17 protein-coding genes are annotated in these 19,317 nt (G+C 47.9%); 9 read left to right on the forward strand and 8 right to left on the reverse strand.

The window, feature by feature from the left end; genetic code table 11:
• Nucleotide 1 precedes the first annotated feature (1 nt).
• The 6 genes from AC5YBZ_RS03125 (at nucleotide 2) to AC5YBZ_RS03150 (ending at nucleotide 8,980) form a co-directional block, all read left to right on the forward strand.
• Nucleotides 2-2,476, forward strand: coding sequence for a S9 family peptidase (locus tag AC5YBZ_RS03125; RefSeq protein WP_494543698.1), 2,475 nt, complete (start codon nucleotides 2-4; stop codon nucleotides 2,474-2,476).
• A gap of 209 nt (nucleotides 2,477-2,685) precedes the next feature.
• Nucleotides 2,686-3,831 carry an HDOD domain-containing protein gene (locus AC5YBZ_RS03130; protein WP_494520043.1) on the forward strand — a complete coding sequence of 382 codons (1,146 nt, stop codon included), beginning with the start codon at nucleotides 2,686-2,688 and terminating at the stop codon, nucleotides 3,829-3,831.
• 408 nt (nucleotides 3,832-4,239) lie between these two features.
• Nucleotides 4,240-5,457: an aspartate aminotransferase family protein gene (locus AC5YBZ_RS03135; RefSeq protein WP_494524343.1), complete on the forward strand. Its 1,218-nt coding sequence runs from the start codon at nucleotides 4,240-4,242 to the stop codon at nucleotides 5,455-5,457.
• 134 nt (nucleotides 5,458-5,591) lie between these two features.
• Complete coding sequence (gene astA / locus AC5YBZ_RS03140) at nucleotides 5,592-6,611, forward strand: arginine N-succinyltransferase (RefSeq protein WP_494524344.1); 1,020 nt, start codon at nucleotides 5,592-5,594, stop codon at nucleotides 6,609-6,611.
• Between the two features lie 9 nt (nucleotides 6,612-6,620).
• Nucleotides 6,621-8,081: a succinylglutamate-semialdehyde dehydrogenase gene (gene astD, locus AC5YBZ_RS03145; protein ID WP_494524345.1), complete on the forward strand. Its 1,461-nt coding sequence runs from the start codon at nucleotides 6,621-6,623 to the stop codon at nucleotides 8,079-8,081.
• 104 nt (nucleotides 8,082-8,185) lie between these two features.
• On the forward strand, nucleotides 8,186-8,980 hold the full coding sequence (locus AC5YBZ_RS03150) for a DUF1338 domain-containing protein (RefSeq protein ID WP_494524346.1): 795 nt from the start codon (nucleotides 8,186-8,188) through the stop codon (nucleotides 8,978-8,980).
• Nucleotides 8,981-9,088: 108 nt separating this feature from the next.
• Here the strand turns inward: AC5YBZ_RS03150 and AC5YBZ_RS03155 are convergent, their stop codons facing one another.
• The 4 genes from AC5YBZ_RS03155 to crp form a co-directional block, all read right to left on the reverse strand.
• Nucleotides 9,089-10,441 carry an ATP-binding protein gene (locus AC5YBZ_RS03155; protein WP_494543402.1) on the reverse strand — a complete coding sequence of 451 codons (1,353 nt, stop codon included), beginning with the start codon at nucleotides 10,439-10,441 and terminating at the stop codon, nucleotides 9,089-9,091.
• Complete coding sequence (locus AC5YBZ_RS03160; protein ID WP_494520039.1) at nucleotides 10,438-11,112, reverse strand: response regulator; 675 nt, start codon at nucleotides 11,110-11,112, stop codon at nucleotides 10,438-10,440. Before AC5YBZ_RS03160 ends, AC5YBZ_RS03155 begins: the two co-directional genes overlap by 4 nt.
• A gap of 283 nt (nucleotides 11,113-11,395) precedes the next feature.
• Nucleotides 11,396-11,734, reverse strand: coding sequence for a PepSY domain-containing protein (locus tag AC5YBZ_RS03165; RefSeq protein ID WP_494520038.1), 339 nt, complete (start codon nucleotides 11,732-11,734; stop codon nucleotides 11,396-11,398).
• Nucleotides 11,735-11,815: 81 nt separating this feature from the next.
• On the reverse strand, nucleotides 11,816-12,451 hold the full coding sequence (crp, locus tag AC5YBZ_RS03170; protein WP_012156707.1) for a cAMP-activated global transcriptional regulator CRP: 636 nt from the start codon (nucleotides 12,449-12,451) through the stop codon (nucleotides 11,816-11,818).
• Nucleotides 12,452-13,032: 581 nt separating this feature from the next.
• Between crp and AC5YBZ_RS03175 the strand changes: the two genes are divergently transcribed.
• On the forward strand, nucleotides 13,033-13,806 hold the full coding sequence (locus tag AC5YBZ_RS03175; protein WP_494520037.1) for an SEL1-like repeat protein: 774 nt from the start codon (nucleotides 13,033-13,035) through the stop codon (nucleotides 13,804-13,806).
• Between the two features lie 466 nt (nucleotides 13,807-14,272).
• Here AC5YBZ_RS03175 and AC5YBZ_RS03180 read toward each other — a convergent pair whose 3' ends face one another.
• From AC5YBZ_RS03180 to AC5YBZ_RS03190, 3 genes are all read right to left on the reverse strand, one after another.
• Nucleotides 14,273-15,160, reverse strand: coding sequence for a phosphoribulokinase (locus AC5YBZ_RS03180; protein WP_494520036.1), 888 nt, complete (start codon nucleotides 15,158-15,160; stop codon nucleotides 14,273-14,275).
• 83 nt (nucleotides 15,161-15,243) lie between these two features.
• On the reverse strand, nucleotides 15,244-15,495 hold the full coding sequence (locus AC5YBZ_RS03185) for a YheU family protein (protein WP_494520035.1): 252 nt from the start codon (nucleotides 15,493-15,495) through the stop codon (nucleotides 15,244-15,246).
• A 3-nt stretch (nucleotides 15,496-15,498) separates the two neighbouring features.
• Nucleotides 15,499-16,473, reverse strand: a complete 975-nt coding sequence (locus tag AC5YBZ_RS03190; RefSeq protein WP_494521664.1) for a hydrolase — start codon at nucleotides 16,471-16,473, stop codon at nucleotides 15,499-15,501.
• Nucleotides 16,474-16,607: 134 nt separating this feature from the next.
• Between AC5YBZ_RS03190 and AC5YBZ_RS03195 the strand changes: the two genes are divergently transcribed.
• Both AC5YBZ_RS03195 and AC5YBZ_RS03200 read left to right on the forward strand, forming a co-directional pair.
• Nucleotides 16,608-17,114 carry a twin-arginine translocation signal domain-containing protein gene (locus AC5YBZ_RS03195; protein ID WP_494520034.1) on the forward strand — a complete coding sequence of 169 codons (507 nt, stop codon included), beginning with the start codon at nucleotides 16,608-16,610 and terminating at the stop codon, nucleotides 17,112-17,114.
• 106 nt (nucleotides 17,115-17,220) lie between these two features.
• Nucleotides 17,221-18,828 (forward strand): GMC family oxidoreductase, encoded by a 1,608-nt coding sequence (locus tag AC5YBZ_RS03200; protein ID WP_494520033.1) that lies wholly within the window; start codon nucleotides 17,221-17,223, stop codon nucleotides 18,826-18,828.
• A gap of 22 nt (nucleotides 18,829-18,850) precedes the next feature.
• On the opposite strand, the gene AC5YBZ_RS03205 is transcribed toward AC5YBZ_RS03200, so the two are convergent.
• Nucleotides 18,851-19,294 (reverse strand): TIGR02444 family protein, encoded by a 444-nt coding sequence (locus AC5YBZ_RS03205; protein ID WP_494543403.1) that lies wholly within the window; start codon nucleotides 19,292-19,294, stop codon nucleotides 18,851-18,853.
• Between the last annotated feature and the right edge of the window lie 23 nt (nucleotides 19,295-19,317).

A 19,317-nucleotide genomic window follows, 5' to 3' on the forward strand; every position in this document is an offset into this window, starting at 1 on the left:
GATGATGGGTGCTTTTCGTGGTTTTAGCCTCAGCCTATTAACGCTCGCCATGTTGGGTGGCTGTGCTACCTCATTGCAAGAAAATTCAGCAGAGACGACAACCTCTGCGCCAGTCAACTTGGCTGCACCGCCAAGTATTGGCCACCCCCTCACACTCAAGCAAATAATGGCCAATCCTGATTGGATGGGGATTTTTGCCAAGGGCGAATATTGGAGTGATGACAGTCAATCGATTTATTTTGCCAGACAGGCCCATGGCGCACCGATTAAGACCTATTATCAGCAGCGTCTAACTGAGCCCAGTGCTAATGAGTTAGCATTAGAACAATTACATGCCGCGTCACAGCAACACGGGGTTTTGGACAACGCTAAAACACGTAAAGCCTACCTTTACCAAGGCAATTTGTTTGTTAAAAACCTGTTGTCAGGCCAAGTGACTCAGTTGACGCGTCAAAATATCGCTATCGATGGGGTGCGGTTCCTAAACAGTGGCGATATCGCTTATTGGCAAGGCGATGATATCTTTAAGATCCATCAAGACTCTGGTTTGCTGGAGCAGATGGCTAATATCAAGATGGCTATAGAGCCCAAAGGGGTAGAGGAGCCATCAAGCTACATTGCCAAGCAACAACACAGATTGATTGAGTATGTGGCCTTGCAGCAAGAAAATGCTATCGCAAAGCAAACCTATCAAACTCAGCTGGCCAAGAGCGATCCAACCTTATCGGCCAAAACCTGGTATTTAGGTGATAAAGAGGTAGTGACCCAGTTAAGCCTGTCGCCAACGGGACGCTATGTTTTATTGTCGCTGCGTGACAAGGATTATAGCTGGCGTGCCGAGCATGACATCATGCCTAATTACCTAGGTAAGGATGGCTATGTTGATGCTGTTCCTGCGCGAGCACGGGTTGCAGAAGACAAGCATCCAGGCGAGCGTTTAGTGTTATTAGATCTGCAAACCCGAGATAAAAAAGAGATCACTATCGAGGGATTAACTGGTTTTGATGACGATGTCTTAGCCAAGGTTAAAGCTGAAAATGCGCAAGCTAAGGGCGAGCGTTACCAGAGCCAAACCTCCCCGCGTAAGGTGCAATTAATGCAAGATTGGGGTTGGTCTCAAAGCGCCATTCAATGGCAAGCTACGCAGGATAAGGTCGCAGTAATGCTGGAAGCGATTGATAATAAAGATCGCTGGCTTGCCACACTCGATATCAACCAAGGGCGTTTAGTTACCCAGCACAGATTGCACGATGATGCTTGGGTAAACTACAACTTTAATCAGTTTGGCTGGTTGCCCAATAGCGATAGCCTTTATTATCTGTCAGAAGAGACTGGTTATTCTCATCTTTATATTAAGACCAAAGGTGAGGAAGCTACGCCACTGACTCAGGGGAAATATGTTGTTAGCGATATTACCCTTGGCCCTAAAGCGGAGTTTATCTATTACAAAGCCAATAAACAGCACCCAGGGATCGATAATGTTTATCGGGTTGAGATAGCCTCGGGTAAAGATCAGCAGTTAACCCAGTGGGATGGTCAACTCGATTACCAACTTAGCCCAGACGGAACTAAGTTGCTGCTTAATGCATCTCGTCGTACCCAGCCTGCAGAGCTATTTGTGCAGGCCATTGATGGTGAGCTAACTCAGCTAACCCATTATACCAGTGATGCGTTTAAGCAATACCCGTGGCAAGCGCCCGAAGTCGTTGCTGTGCCGTCAACCCATGGCGCCGATGATGTTTATGCGCGAGTGTATTTACCTCAAGGATTTGATAACACCAAGGCGGATAAGTATCCGGCGGTGATCTTCAATCATGGCGCAGGTTATCTGCAAAATGCCCATTATGGCTTCTCGGGTTATTTTCGAGAGTTTATGTTTCATAACTTACTGACTCAAAATGGTTATGTTGTGATGGACATGGATTATCGTGGGTCCAAAGGTTATGGTCGCGATTGGCGCACCGCGGTTTATCGAAATATGGGGCACCCGGAGGTTGAAGATTTAAAAGATGGCGTTAGCTGGATGGCGAGTAACGTCAATGTTGACGCTGAGCGCGTTGGCACCTATGGGGGATCTTATGGTGGTTTCCTTACCTTTATGGCGTTATTTACTGAGCCTGAGCTATTTCAGGCCGGTGCAGCTCTGCGCCCTGTGAGTGACTGGGCGCATTACAATGCGCCTTATACCTCTAACATTCTAAATACCCCTGAGGTGGATGCTATCGCCTATGAGCGCAGCTCACCCATTGAGCACGCCCAAGGGCTTAACAAGCCATTATTGATCATGAGCGGTGTACTCGATGATAACGTCTTCTTCCAAGATAGTGTGCGTTTAGTACAACGTCTCATTGAATTGGAAAAGCCGATGTTTGAAACGGCTATTTATCCGGTTGAGCCTCACGGTTTTCGTCAACCATCGAGTTGGCTGGATGAATATCGTCGAATCTTTAAGCTGTTCGAACAAGAGCTTAAATAAAGTAATAACACAAGGCTTCCTATCGGAAGCCTTTTTTATATCGCAAAATAAATAAGTTAGCTTAAGGGGATACTGTTTTGCCATTCCCATTCAGGTTCTTAGTCACGAAAATGTCTGTTTTATGGTGTTACAGCAAGCTGTCTGGCTGGGGATTTAGTGTAATATAGCGCAATTAAGCGTTAATCTTGGCCTGTCATAAAGGGGTTTAGGTGGGAAAATCTGTTTCAGGTGGTGTGCGTCCGGGCATCATTGTCGATATTGAACATCGGCTGTTAAAGCAACTGATTGTGGGAAAACAAACAGCGACAACATCGATGTTTGATGAACTCGATCGTGAGCTCGAGGGCGATGCCAATAAGCTGGCTATCGAACGTGATGCGATATTTGAGCGTTTATCTAAGCAAATTCAAGCCAGACAAGTGTTTGAGACTGTATCGGCACAGCTCATTAGCACGGTTAATTCCACTTTAGATAACCAATTAGCCTCACCCGAGCAATTGCTGCCACAATCGGGGCTCAATGAGAGTCAGATGTTGATGCTGGAGGTGCTACATCAACAAAATCTGGATATCAATCGTTTAAGGCTGATCATGAACGATCTGCCTTGGCTGTGCCGTGACCTAAGCAATATCGTTAACAGTCCTTCTTTTAGGCAAAAAAGGCAGCAGCGCTCCGATGTGAAAGTGACCGACTTGAAATTAGTGCTTAATTTTATTGGTATTGAAAATCTGCGCCAAGTGATCCCCTATTTTTGTCTACGAAATTGGCTGCCCGCCGCCAATGCCAACTTGCTGTGGACCACGCGTAAATTATGGCGCTATTCGATGCTCACCGGCATCGCGGCTAAAGCTTTGGCTAAGCTTAATGAGCAAGACGTGGCCTTTGCTTATAGTTGCAGCTTGTTATACCAGTTAGGCACTTCAGTGGTGCTTAAAAATGGTGCAAAAGTGTTTGAAACTGTCTGGGGTAATTGGCTCAGAGAGGCCAGTGCTAGTCGAGATAAAGAGCTGTATGATGCTGTATTAGCAACTGAATTTCCAGCCAATAACATTTATCAGCAGGCATTGCAGCACGCCCATAAACTTAACTGGCAACTACCGAGCTTGCTTGATTTTACCGCGAGCCCCTTGACTCAGGTACAAATTGAACTCGATACCCATTTAGCTTACAGCGAGTTATCGACCTATGCCGCCTTAGTCGCGCGCGCGAGCTGCTTTGCTAAGGTGATGATGTTAGAAGAGATGCGCTTAATCACCCCAAAAGAAAAGTGCTTAATGTTTGATTATTATGAATTATCAGAGCAAGAACTGCTCAGGCTCAAGGGGCAAAATTACCGTAAGTTAGATCTCTTATAAGCTCACTCAACCCTCTTTGATCAGCCAAGGCTGTCGTCGATAGTCTTGGTGGTTGTAAATGAATGCAGATGTAATCAATTTCCTCGTTACGCCATCGTTAATAAATGTGTATATATTCATTATTACTGCATTGTTAATGGTTTTGCAGTCAACTAAGTTTTTTTGTGACTAAATATGCTGTAAACCCCGCCTTTAAACGCTTGTATAAGTCATAAAGCCAAATCTTTATGCATTAATCGTGCACCTGTTCAAGGTGTATAGTGTTGGAAACTAGTATTTTGTTCACATTTTCGTTATTAATGTCATCTAAGATAACTCAATAACCGTCGTCGTTGCAGGTCATTGTCACGACTAAAGGCGGGTACGAATGGTTTTTAAAGCCATCGACAACAAAGAAAGGATAGAGGAATGAGCGTTAACAACAAGCTAACCCGAGCCCAGTTTGATGAAGTTATGGTGCCTAATTATGCACCTTCTGCCGTGATCCCAGTGCGTGGTGAGGGAAGCAGAGTATGGGATCAGGATGGCAATGAGTTTATCGACTTTGCCGGTGGCATCGCGGTAAATTGCTTAGGTCACTGTCATCCAGCATTGGTTGCGGCGTTAAAAGAGCAAGGCGAAAAGCTTTGGCATCTTTCGAATGTGATGACTAACGAACCTGCCTTGGCGTTGGCGACTAAATTGGTCGATGCCACTTTTGCTGAAAAAGTCTATTTTGCTAACTCTGGCGCCGAAGCAAACGAAGCGGCGCTTAAATTGGCTCGCCGTTATGCGCTAGATAAATTTGGCGCTGGTAAAGAGCAAATTATTGCGTTCGATAAAGCCTTCCATGGCCGAACTTTCTTTACTGTGACGGTTGGCGGCCAAGCGGCATATTCTGATGGATTTGGTCCTAAACCTCAGGGCGTGACGCATTTACCGTTTAATGATATTGCCGCGCTTGAAGCGGAAGTATCAGATAAAACCTGTGCGATTATGCTTGAGCCTTTGCAAGGTGAAGGCGGGATTATCGACGCCTCACCTGAGTTTTTGGCTGCGGTACGTGCATTAGCCGATAAGCATAACGCCTTAGTTATTTTCGATGAAGTGCAAACCGGTGTAGGGCGCTTAGGTGCGCTGTATGCTTACATGTTGACCGACGTGGTGCCAGATATCCTCACCACGGCCAAAGCCTTGGGTGGCGGCTTTCCGATTGCGGCAATGCTGACGACCACTGAGATTGCCGAGCACCTTAAAATCGGCACACATGGCTCAACTTACGGTGGTAATCCATTGGCGTGTGCCATAGGTAATGCGGTGTTGGATGTGGTCAATACACCTGAAGTGCTTGATGGGGTTAAACGCCGCGAGCAGTTGCTGCGTGATGGCCTAAACAAGATCAATGACAAGTATCAAGTCTTCGCTGAGATTCGTGGTAAAGGCTTGTTGATGGGCGCGGTATTGAATGAGCAGTATCAAGGTCGTGCTAAAGACTTCTTAGTTGCGGGTATCTCGCAAGGGCTGATGAGCCTGATTGCCGGTGCCAATGTGATCCGCTTTACTCCTTCTCTTGTGATCCCTGAGGCAGATATTGCCGAAGGTCTGGTGCGTTTCGAGCGCGCGGTAGCTCAAGTGGCTGCAGACTAAGAGGCGAAAAAGCGCGGAGGCTCCATTATCGCGCTTTTTTGTTAGCATAATTTCTTGGCTCTCAAGTGCATTTGCGGCGCATACGTGCCGTGCTGCCTGTACTTGAGCGCCTTGATAAGTGAGGAGGCTCAAAGATGTTAATTATCCGCCCCATCCGCTCGAGCGATTTTGCTGCGCTGTACCACATAGCAGAAGAATCAGGCCATGGATTTACGTCTTTACCCGTCAATGAGGAGCTGCTGCGCAATAAGATTGCCCGCTCAGAAGCCTCATTTGTCAAAACTATCGACAAGCCATTTGATGAAGGTTATCTGATGGTGCTCGAAGACACCGACACCCAAGAGGTGGTGGGTACCTGCGGTTTAGAAGCCGCTGTAGGCATGGTCGATGCGTTTTATCATTATCGTTTAGGCACCGAAGTGTACCACTCGGAGCAAATTGACGTGCGCAATGAGGTTGAGACCTTAACCTTATGCCACGATTACACAGGCTCAGCCGAGCTTTGTACTCTGTTTTTAGGCGACAAATACCGTAAAAATAATAATGGCCGCATGTTGTCACGCAGCCGTTTTCTATTTTTAGCCCAACATAGCGAGCGCTTTGGTGAGACTGTCATCGCCGAGATGCGTGGCGAGAGTGACGCCGAGGGGAATTCCCCTTTTTACACTTGGTTGCAGCAACACTTTTTAGGTATCGACTTTGTGCAGGCCGATTATCTGTCAGGCCTAGGGCAAAAAGCCTTTATGGCAGAGATGATGCCTAAAAACACTGTGTATGTGTGTATGTTGCCAGAAGCCGCGCAAAAGGTGATTGGCGAAGTGCATACTAATACGCGTCCGGCGCTAAATCTGCTGCAAGCTGAAGGCTTTCGTTGCCGCGGGTATGTGGATATTTTTGATGGCGGCCCCACGGTCGAATGCAATATTAATGATATTCGTTCGGTCAGAGAAAGCCGTTTATTGACGGTCAAGGTCGGAGATATGCCGGCCTCTGACAGTAGTTTTATCCTCTCAAATACTTTGTTAGCCGATTATCGCGCCACATCAGCCAAGCTGGTTGTCAGCGATGAGACCGATGAAGTGATTCTCTCTCCTGAGCTCGCGGCCGCATTAATGGTTGCCACAGGCGATCCCATCCGTGTCTTAGCAATGTAGGAATAACCAATGACTCAATTTATTAACGGCCAGTGGGTTGCCGGTCTTGGTCACGATGTGACCTCAACTAACCCAGCAAATAATGACATTATCTGGCGCAGCAAAACGGCGACAGCAGAGCAGGTTAATCAAGCCGTTGCAGCGGCGCGCGCGGCACAGTTTGACTGGTTTATGCTTGGCTTTGATGCACGTTTGGCGATTATTGAAGCTTACCGCGCCGAACTTGAGGCGCACAAAGATGACATCGCCGAAACCATTGCCCAAGAAACCGGTAAACCTCAGTGGGAAACCGCTACCGAAGCGGGGGCCATGATAGGCAAAATCGGCTTATCCGTTGCCGCTTACCATAAACGCACGGGCAGCAGCGAGAATGAAACTCCAGCTGGACGCGCTGTATTGCGTCACAAGCCCCATGGGGTAGTGGCGGTGTTTGGCCCCTATAATTTCCCTGGACACCTGCCTAATGGGCATATAGTGCCTGCACTATTGGCGGGTAATACTGTGGTATTTAAGCCGTCGGAGTTAACGCCTAAAACCGCTGAGCTGATGCTCAAACTGTGGCAACAAGCGGGTTTACCAGCCGGAGTGATTAACCTAGTGCAAGGCGAGGTCGACACAGGTAAAGCCTTGGCATCACATCCGCAAATTGATGGCTTATTCTTTACTGGTAGTTCGCGCACAGGTCATCTTTTGCATCAGCAATATGCAGGGCATCCGGGTAAGATTTTGGCATTAGAGATGGGCGGCAATAATCCACTTATCATCAAAGATGTCAAAGACACTAAGGCCGCGGTGCACGATATTATCCAGTCGGCTTACATCTCTTCTGGGCAGCGTTGTACCTGTGCTCGTCGACTCTACATAGAGCAAGGCGATGCCGGTGATGAGTTACTCAATCAACTCGTGCAAGCGGTCAAACAGATCAAGGTCGGTGCATGGAATGCTCAGCCTCAACCCTTTATGGGCTCAATGATCTCAGAGACTGCCGCCAAAGGCATGGTGGCGGCGCAGCGTAATCTACTTAACTTAGGTGCTACCGCGCTGGTGGAGTTAACTCATCTAGAGGAAGGTACCGGGCTGGTTTCTCCTGGGCTTATTGATGTTACTCAGGTGATTGAATTACCAGATGAAGAATATTTCGGCCCGCTACTGCAAGTGGTGCGTTATAGCGATTTTGAGCAAGCGATTACGTTAGCGAATGCTACCCGTTATGGTTTGTCTGCTGGGCTACTTGCCGACAGCCGTGACGATTATGAGTATTTCTTAGCGCGTATTCGCGCTGGCATCGTTAATTGGAATAAACAGATCACAGGGGCGTCGGGCGCGGCGCCATTTGGTGGTGTCGGCGCATCGGGCAACCACAGAGCCAGCGCATTTTATGCGGCCGATTACTGTGCCTATCCTGTTGCCTCGGTAGAAGCCGATGTGGTGAGCTTACCTGCGACACTCAGCCCAGGTTTAACGGTATAGCGCTCAATAGATGGGGGATCTTATTCCCCCATGTTTATAGACTAGCTGCACGTTTATTGGCGACATAATTAACGGACAATAGATGCCGTTTAAGGATGAAATTGATGCACACAGATGTAAACCAGCTTTTTGCGTCCCTGTGGGATGATTATGTTGAAATGACCCCTTCTGCCGCAAAAGTACACCAACTCTTGGGTAAGGGTGAGCCGATCATTAACGATCATATTGCCCTGCGTACCTTTAATCTCGACAAGGTTAATTTAAGTGTGTTAGCCAACCATTTTGAGTCTTTGGGGTATGTCGCGTGTGGCGACTACTATTTCGAAGCCAAGAAACTTAAAGCAAAACACTTTGAGCACCCTGATGCGACTCAGCCTAAGGTGTTTATCTCTGAGCTATTGGTGGAAGAGTTTAGCCCGCAGTTGCAAGCCATAGTGAAAGACTTGGTCGACCAAGTCGATGTTGCTGCCACCACGGCGGATAACTTCCTCTATTCTGGGTGTCACTGGACGCTGGATATTGCCACCTATGAAGCCTTACTCGCTGAAAGTGAATATGCCGCGTGGGTTGCCGCCATCGGTTACCGAGCTAATCATTTTACGGTATCGATTAACCATTTAGCGGGGGTCGAAACCCTAGCTGAGGTTAATGAGATCCTAAAAGATAACGGTTTTGTGCTTAACTGTGTGGGCGGTGAGATTAAAGGCTCGCCAGAGGTGTTACTTGAGCAATCATCGACCATGGCCGATAAAATAGCGGTGAGCTTTAGCGATGGGCAGAAGACGATCCCTAGCTGTTTTTATGAGTTTGCCCTGCGTTACCCTAAAGCCGACGGTGAGCTTTACACCGGCTTTGTGGCGGCCTCTGCGGACAAGATTTTTGAAAGCACCAATAGTTAACTGCCTACTAGTGTAGCGAGCGAGTATCAGCTTGCCTCAACGCACTAAAAAGCCGATGTTGAAACATCGGCTTTTTTATTGGCTTAAATAATGGAACAAACGGCAGGGTTATTGCGGCGTAAAGCGTAACTGAATTTTTAAGCCGCCAAGGGTGTCACTGTGCTCAAAACTAAGGCCAATCGCATACTGCTCGGCAATGTCTTTCACTATCGAGAGCCCTAGAGTGCCATGACCTATGATGCTCTCATCTAAACGAGTCCCTCTGTGAGTAAGCAATGACAGCTGATCACTGTCGACACCACAGCCATCGTCTTCGATGGTTAATATAAGCTGCTTATCGTCATTTTGTGCTGTTGCCCTCTTTACGCAAACAGACACTGTCGATTTAGCCCATTTAAAGGCATTATCGAGCAGGTTGCCAATCAGCTCCATGCCATCTTCCCTGTGTATCGGCAAGCGGTTGATACTGTCATCAATGGCAAATTGACTCTGTATCTGTTTGCCATGGTGAACCTTATTTAAGGTCTGACACAGATCATGTAGATCTTTGGGCAGCTGCATCTGCGCCGCCGGTAGCATGTCGCCAGTGATCCGCGCCGCCGCCAGTTTGCGCTCAATCATTTTATGAATAAGATCGAGTTGCTTTTGCAATGCCATGGCCGAGTCAGGGTTTTTTAGCCCCAAAGCTTCAACTTGCTGCTGCATCACCGCCAGCGGGGTTTTTAAGCCATGACTAAGATTACCCAAATTATTACGACTGCGTTCCATCTGCTTGCTTGAGTATTGCAAAAGCTCGTTATAGGTGGTGGCTAGTGGGGCAAGCTCTGGAGGGATCTTGTTGACATCTAAAGAGGTTATTTCTCCGCCGCGCAGTTTAATCAAGGCTTGTTGCATATCATTTATCGGTTTAAAAGATTGCCTTAATACGATAAAAATCCCCGCGATCATGGCCAGCAGCATGGCTAAGTTGACCCCCAGTTTGGTGCCATAAACTTGAGTGAAGACTTGGCGGCCAATACTCAAGTCTTGGGCGACTGTAATGGTGGCCTGTACTAAGGCGGTCTCACTGCTTAGGCCTAAAGAGAGCAGTTGGATGTCGTGATTTTGCGGCCCTTTGGTCTGCCAGACTCGGGTTTCCCCTTTGGTTAAGGGGCGAATATCGAGGCGTTGATCCCATAAGGAGCGGGATCTGAGCTCGATATGATCCATATTAAGTTGATAATAGCGGCCCGAATAGACAGGTTTGTAGAAGCTCGATAGTTGGCTTTGATCTATGCTGATGTTGCCGTTATCGAATTGAATCGCCAGTAATACCTGCTGTAAATCCTCTTCGAGACGGTCAATAATCGAGTCATGAAACGCTTGCCTGAGCATCGACTCAAAAATGACGATGGCAACAAAGGTTGAGATGATCACCAAGCCTGATAACCACAGGCTCAGCTTGGTGCGAATGGAGATCATTGTTTTAAGCCGTGAAAAATATACCCTTGTCCGCGGCGCGTTTCGATGGCGGTTTTGCCCAGTTTTTTACGCAGATGGGTCACGTAAACCTCAACCACATTACTCTCTTTCTCGTCATCAAATTGATACAGTTTGTCGGTCAGCTGCGCTTTTGATAGCAGCTTTTTCGGCGACATCAAAAAAATCTTCAGTAAGCGAAACTCCATGGCGGTCAATTCAAAATGTTGCTCGCCAACGCTGACGCTTTGCTGGCCTTCATCTAAAGTCACCCCCTCGAAGCTGAGTTCTTTAGTGGGAGTACTGGCCTTGCCGTGGGCACGGTTGATCAGCGCATTGATGCGGGCCAACAGCTCCTGAGTATGAAACGGTTTACCTAAGTAATCATCGGCGCCAGCATTAAAGCCTTCTACTTTTTCGTGCCATTGACTGCGAGCCGTCAGCATAATGACTGGTGTGTTAACCCCTTGATTACGCCAATTTTGTAGTAACAATAAGCCATTACCATCAGGCAAACCAATGTCGAGGATCACGCAATCATAATTGGTCTCTTTGATAAGGTAGTCGGCTTCTGCGGCTTTATCGGTGATATCGGTAACGTAACCCGCTTGTTTCAGCTGTTTTTCCAGCTCGGCAACTAAGAGGGTGTTGTCTTCAACGAGCAGCAATTTCATATATGGATTTACCTGTTTGGGTGATCATTTCTGGTTGGAGTTGCTCAAAAAATGATTGTTTCTAAGCATTATCTAGCCTAGTTATTAATACCAATAAAATTGAATAAGTGATCTATTTGTTGATAAAAAAACGAGCTATACAAGGTGCGAGTTGAAATAACGATTTACTTTGCTTGTAAACTTATACCTTGTAGCAGCGCATCTTAACCATCAAGCATGACCCGATAATTAATGCGATTGGCATAAATCATACACCTTTTCCAAGAGGCCATGTAGCGCTGTGTTATTTTTTGTCGTATTGGCAATGAGTGGGCAGTTCCGCAGTGTTTCTTGGTTCGCCAGTGGTGGCATCCATCTTCAGCGAGATTAATTCTCCTTGCAGACTTCTAAGTTGCAGATGGTAATGCCATTGTCCTTGAGCTTGATACAAATGGGCGTCGAGCAGTTTAACGCTGCAATAGCTTTCGACTTTGGCTAGTACTACATCGAGGGGGAGTATTTTACCATCGCTGACCAGTTTTTGGGCTTGATTGTGCTCAAGTTCGGTAAGTGGCGTGGCTGATAGCGAGGCGAGCGAAAAGAGATAGAGGATGAATGCACTAGCAATGTAGATGGGTTTCACTAATGCTGTCCTAAAAAAAGTGGCCTGACATAATGTCAGGCCACTTTAGCGAAGATCTATTAAATCTAACTTAACGCTAGCTTAGCGAGTACCATAAACTACGATAGTTTTACCGTGCGCCTGGATAAGATTTTGCTCTTCAAGCATTTTTAGGATTCGGCCCACAGTTTCACGTGAACAGCCCACAATCTGGCCAATCTCTTGACGAGTGATCTTAATCTGCATACCGTCAGGATGGGTCATCGCATCAGGCTGTTTAGCTAGGTGCAGTAAGGTTTGCGCAATGCGACCAGCAACATCAAGGAAAGCTAAATCGCCCACTTTCTGGCTGGTACTGTGCAGGCGGTAAGCCATTTGCGAAGAGAGTTTCATCAAGATCTCAGGATTAACCTGGATCAATTGCTTAAACTTCTTGTACGAGATCTCGGCGATCTCACACGCCTGCTTAGCGCGAACCCAAGCGGTACGTTCAGCTTGTTCTTCAAACAAGCCTAATTCACCAATAAAGTCGCCTTGGTTAAGGTAAGAGAGGATCATCTCTTTACCTTCTTCATCTTTGATTAATACTGCAACAGAGCCTTTAACGATGTAGTACAGCGTATCTGAGTCTTCACCAGCATGGATCAGTGTGCTTTTGGCTGGATATTTATGAATGTGACAGTGTGATAAAAACCATTCCAAAGTTGGATCCGGTTTAGGCTTACCAATCAGAGCCATGCCTGTGTTCCTCGACTGAATTAATGTAAATACAAGAATATGCTAAATAAGTAGATTACGTCAATTGAGCAGAAAAAACCTCGTGAGAGATCAAACTTTGCGACAAATTTGCAACCCAATAAGCAGATTTTACCGTATTGTAAATATCGGACTTTATAATGATACATTAGTAATATATGTCAACTATTACCGTGTTAAGTCGACGCTATTTGCCTAACAATGCTGTATGCATCACACCAACTGCTTGAGCCGATTCTCTATGCCGTTATTTACGCTTAGATAGCGTTGGTTAGGCGCTATTGTCAATTTTGTTTAAAGAGCGTTGCCTATGCGACGATTTATCTCGACTTAGCGTGGCGATTATTGTTAACGTTATCGGTCTATGTCGCTGTTGGTGTTAGTAGGCTTTTTAATGCCTCTAGTTAACGTCCCTAGCGATTTCGGTATGGCACCCAGTGCCGATGGCTGGTTACGCCACTAGGTTTTATGGGTTGCTGTATTTGTCTTATCAGTGAACGTTTATTGCTTTAACGGGCGGTTTGGTTGGCCAATTGAGTTGTTTGATTTGGGAGAAGTGAACCATGAAGATCAATACGTGGATGATAACCGCCAGTTTATTGTTTGGCAGCGCGGTAAGCCATGGGGCGTTCGCATTTTCGATTCCAGCCACGGCGCAAGCGCAAGCGGCGAGTAAGTTGGCTCATATCCAACTCAAAGCGGTTCAAGGCGACTCCGAAGCCCAATACTTGTTGGGTTTGATGTATGTATCGGGACGTTTTGTCTCACAAGATGCCTCTCTAGGGCAACAATGGATCATTCGCGCCGCAGAGCAAGGCCACCTCAAAGCGGCACAAACCATTGCCGATCTCTCCTTCGATGGTAAGCTTATCGATAAAGATTTAGCCCAAGCCGAACGCTGGTATCAACAATTAGCGGCTCAAGGCGATACACGGGCTAAATTTCGTTTAGGCTTTATTTATGCATCAGGTGGTCATGGCGTAGTACGTAATTGCGGTAAGGCGGTCGATTACTTTCTTGCCGTGGGTGATAACGTGGCGCTGGGCAATGCGGCGTGGATATTATCCACATGTCCCGAATCTGAACATCGTAACGGTGATAAGGCGATGGCTATCGCTAAGGGTCTAGTTGCTGCCAATAACCAAGATCCGACTCATTTAGATAACCTTGCGGCGGCGTACGCCGAAATGGGTGACTTTAATGCTGCGGTTAATATCCAGCAACAAGCTATACATGCGCTTAAACAGATGGCAGACCAACATCGTTTTGATGAGTTTCAGTTGCGCTTGCAGCATTATCAGCAGCAAAAACCTTACCGCGAAGCTTTACCCTTATAGTCTGCAGTGAGCTTGGCTGCCGCTTGCAAATATGCGCAAGTGCATCCGCTGCAGCGCATATTAAACAAGGCGAAGCGGCGTATTGCTTGAGCTCAAGCCGAATTGTTACTTTTGAGTCTAAATGACGGCAGCAATCCCCAGGGTATTAAAAACCGAATTCAATAATAGGCAGGTATTCACGAGCCGATGTAGTGAGCACTTATGTGGATATAAATAGGCTGGTGTGGATACAAATGGGTTGGGTTACAGCATAAATGACAAGCCGTACTTACTGAAGAATGGTGTACTAAGGTATCGTGAGCAATAGCTTACAGTGGGGGATGGTGCGCTAGCATACTCAAGGAAGCAAACAGATCAAGATGGGGGAATTCACTCCCAAGAGTATACTAACTATCAGTCTTTCGCCTGAAATCCCGATGAGTGAGATTCTACGTGGACTGACTTAAACGAAGCTTAAGCTACGCCATTATTCATTATCTAAATCGAGTAGCTGTTGTCTTTTTTCTTGTAGATCGCGGATAAGCGGATTCAAAATCAGCTCCATCGCCAGTGACATTTTACCGCCAGGCACTACCAAGGTATTGATACGAGACATAAATGAACCATCGATCATCTTAAGGTAATAGGGAAAGTCGACGTTGTTGATACCGCGAAAGCGGATCACCACAAAACTTTCATCTAAGCTGGGGATGGTTTTGGCGCTAAAAGGATTAGAGGTATCGACGGTGGGCACGCGCTGAAAGTTAATATGGGTGCGTGAGAACTGGGGCGTCATATGGTTAATATAATCGTCCATGCTGCGCACAATTGAGCCCATCACTTTCTCGCGGCTATGGCCACGTTCAGAAGTATCGCGAATGATCTTCTGGATCCACTCTAAATTAACAATGGGGACCATGCCGATTAGCAGATCCACATGTTGCGCCACATTGCACTCATCGGTGACCACCCCACCGTGTAACCCTTCGTAATAGAGCATGTCGGTGTTGTCGGGTAGCGGTCGCCACTGGGTAAAGGTGCCGGGCATCTGATTAAAAGGCACTGCCTCATCAAAAGTGTGTAGGTAGGAGCGGGTCTCGCCTTGGCCCGTTGCGCCATAATCTCGAAAACACTGCTCTAGTTTCTTAAAGTCATTGGCTTCTGGGCCAAAATAGCTGATATTTTTGCTGTCGTGTTGCGATTGGCGGATCTTCAGTTCCATCTCGGGACGGGTATAGTGATGAAAGCTGTCTCCCTCGATCACCGCCGCGTTGATCCCCAGTTGGCGGAATATATGGCTGAACGCAGTCGTGGTCGTGGTGGTGCCGGCTCCAGAGGAGCCCGTCACGGCAATTATCGGGTGTTTGGCTGACATTTGTTTACCTAAAAACGCTGAAGTAGTCACGGTCTGCTAAGCAGCAGTGAAGCAATAGTTATACGGTACAGACCCTGTGCAGGTCAATCTTCTGTTGATTTGGCTAAGGTATTGTCTTTGTGACGAATCGCAATCGATTCATCCTCTTCACTGTACTCGACGACCAGTTCATTGCGCGCTAGTGCCTGCTGGCATTGACGTATCGCCGTAGACATTGCCGCGTCATCGAGGGCAGCAAAACTGCCATCTTCCATCTGAGTGAATAAAAATTCTTTGATTAAGTTATCCAATGTATCACTGGGCAGTTGTTGTAACGCAGAGTAAGGCACCAACATGGTTTATTGTCCTATGTCGAACAGAAAATGGGTGATACGTTTTTCTAAATAATATTGCGGTTTTAGTGGCGTACCGCCGTCGATAAAGCCCACATGGCCGCCATTATGATGCAGCTCATACTGCACCGCGCTCGCCAGCTCACAGGCATTGGGGATCACCTCATCATTCATAAAGGGATCGTCTTTAGCGTGGATCACCAGTGTCGGCTTGGTAATTTTACTCAGATAGGCCAGGCCGCTGGCGCGTTGATAATAATCGGCTACGCCGCTAAAGCCGTGTAAGGGGGCGGTAACCCGATCGTCAAACAGATGGAAGGTCGTTAAAAGTGCAATATCGGCATGGGACACTGGCATCTGGCCCTGCAAGGAGGGCATATCGAGTTTTTCACGCACTTTTTGCTGTAACTGTTTAATAAGGTAAGTTTGATACACTTTTGAAAAACCGCTTTTCAGCCTAGTGGCGCAAGCGCCCAATTGCAGTGGCGCCGAGACGATAATCCCCCGTTCAATTAAGCTGTTATCGGCACGTTCCCCCAAATATTTTGCCAGCACATTGCCCCCTAAGCTATAGCCGACGGCCAATAAGGGGCTGGTGGGATAATGCTGCTTAAGCATGCTAAGGGTGGCCTGTAAATCTTGGGTATCGCCGCTGTGATAACTGCGGGCCAAGCGATTACTCACCCCAGAGCAGCTGCGATGATGATGCACCACGGCGCATACCTGCATACTGGCCAAGCGGTTAAGTAGGCGCCTGATATAGTGGGAATCGGCGCTGCCTTCTAAGCCATGCACCAAGACCACAATGGCTTGATTAGCCTTGGGCTCACCTAAAAAATCAACATCGATAAAGTCACCATCATCGAGTTCGAGGCGTTGGCGTGTTAGCGCAGGGCCATCCACTTTTGTCAGCACCGGTAATATCGTCTGAATATGTGGGTTTTTAGCCCACCAAGGGGGAGAAAATTGTGGTTGCGTCATCATTGGCTGTTGCTGAATATTAAAACATGTGTTTAATTATTGTAAGTGTCGATAAGTGTCGATAAGTGTACCACAGAAAGTGGTGCCGAATTTAAGCCTCTACAGGTCGATTAGGGCAATGCAGGAGAGAGAACATGAACAGACGAACCTTTTTGGCTACGGCGCTCGTAGGCACTGGGGCGTTGGCTTTAGGTGTCACTCTTTATCGCCCGCCTTATGTGCAAGTCAATAAAGCACTCGACCGTCACCACCGCCTGTTGTTCAGTTTGCTGCTGCCAGTGGTATTAGATGGCGCACTGCCGCAAACTGATTCGCTGCGAATTGCCGCGCAAAATCGCACTCTAGATGCTATTAGCGACACTATGGCACTGCTGCCTATTGATGCGCAAGCCGAGCTAGAGCAGTTACTGAATCTGCTGGAATCGCGACTTGGCATGTTGTTGCTCACCGGGAGCATGACGCCACTGTTACTGCGTAGCCCAGCGCAACTGATTGCCATGTTAGAAAGTTGGCGAAACAGTTATTTAGATATGATGATCACCGCATATCAAGGTTTAAGGGAGTTGATAATGGCCAGTTATTACGCTTGCCCAGAGCATTGGTCGCGGCTGAATTACCAAAAACCTGCCTTGTTTGGCTAAACCTCCGGGCTCACTCATGTGGCTAACGATAACCGTTCGCTGCGTATTGATACCATAATCCACCCTTAAACAAGGGTTACAGCAGCATTAGTACGGAGGCCAGACATTGGCGATACCAGACCCCATAGTAGAAGGCTTAGCAAGCGGATGGCATCACATCGATGGCAGCCATCTTGACGCGCCCACCACGTTAGAAGCCGATGTCGTGATTGTGGGCAGCGGCGCTGGTGGCGGTGTATCGGCGGAGATCCTTACCCAAGCCGGTTTATCGGTGATCATCATCGAGGCGGGGCCGCTCAAGTCCTCAGAGAGTTTCAATATGGAAGAGCGCCGTGCCTATCCTAACTTGTACCAACAAGCGGCCTCGATGAAAACCAAAGATAAGGCGATAGGCATTTTTCAGGGGCGCGCCGTAGGTGGCTCAACCACCATCAACTGGACCACATCGATTCGTACCCCTGACGAGGCCCTGCGCTTTTGGGCTGCTGAAAAATCGGTGAGCGGCCTGACAAGCGAGACTCTAGCGCCTTGGTTTGAGCAGATGGAGCAGCGACTCAATATCAGTGAGTGGGCTATTGAGCCTAATAACAATAACCTGGCGCTCAAGCGCGGCTGTGAAGCCCTAGGCTGGCAGCACACAGTGATCAAGCGTAACGTGGCGGGCTGCTGGAACACAGGTTATTGCGGCATGGGCTGCCCAGTCAATGCCAAGCAGTCGATGTTAGTGACCACCATTCCGGCGGCGCTATCCCAAGGGGCGACGTTAGTCAGTCGAGTGAAAGTGACTAAAATTGAGCACCACAAGCAGCAAGTATTTGCCTTAAAAGCGCAGGCGCTGAATGACACCCTCACGCCGACGGGGGTCGAAGTACTGTTTAAGGCCAAGCATTATATTTTAAGCGCCGGTGCCATACATACCCCAACCTTGATGCTGCGCTCAAAACTGCCCGATCCTTATCAACTCATCGGCAAACGCACCTTTTTACATCCCACCTTACTCAGTGGTGCACTGTTTAACGATGCGATTAATGGCCACAGCGGCGCGCCGCAATCTATCTATTCTGACCAATTTGTGTGGCAAAATGGCGCTTCAGGCGAGCTAGGTTATAAGCTTGAGGTACCGCCGATCCACCCGGTGTTAATTGCTTCTAAAACCTTAGGATATGGCCAGAGTCATGCGCAGTTAATGGCCGAGTTTAATCAACTGCAGGTGACCATAGCGCTGGTGCGCGATGGTTATCATCATGACAGTCAGGGGGGCCAAGTGCAGCTAACCGATAATGGCTTTAATCTCGATTATCCGCTTAACGAGGCGTTTTGGGGGGCAGCGCGGCGTGCCTTTGCCAGCATGGCAGAGCTGCAATTTGCGGCGGGCGCAAAGCAAGTGCTGCCCATGAGTGAGGGTATGGGGCTGTTGTCGAGCTGGGCCGAGGCGAAACAAGCGATTGCCGAGATGCCCTTAGCACCACTGAAAACCATCGTCGCGTCGGCGCATGTCATGGGCGGTTGTCCAATGGGTGAGGACCCGGCAATGGCGATGGTCAATAGTCAGGGGCAATCGCACTATTTCGATAACTTGTCGGTGATGGATGGTTCAATCTTTCCCACCAGTTTAGGGGCCAATCCTCAACTGTCGATTTATGCGATTACGGCTAAAAATGCCACCGCGTTAGCGCAGCGGTTAACCTCTGGCATATCAACGCCCGATGGCTGAGCGTCAATGCCGCAGAGATAAGTTACCTGTTGGATATGCGCGTCAAGTGCTCGCCAATATCCATATCGAACAGGCTCAAATAGCGGGCTAGGTTATCGGCATGGGGTGAGGATTGCAGTAAGCTTGGGGTGTGCAAAATCAATTTTTGCACCTTGCGCTCTAACATCAGTTCCGCCGTCAACATCTGCTGATACTCATCGGGGGCGAGATGGCCTTTACTGAGTTTTCGCAGGTGACGATAGGGCTGGAGCAAGTTGAGCTCAACGCTTGCTATCTGTGTGGTGAGGTGTTGCCAGCTTTGAGTAGGCATAAGGTAGTCATGGCTGTCGAGCCACGTTGCCAACAGCGCTAGGTTAACATTTACCCCGTGTTCATCCTGTAGCTTGAGGTACTCAGCCTGCTGCTGGGCATAGAGTAAGTCGCAGTCTTGCCAAAGCGATGGGGGAAGTTGGGTTAAACACGTCATGGTGACAGATCCTTGTGCTACTT

Source organism: Shewanella sp. 553, assembly GCF_059338375.1.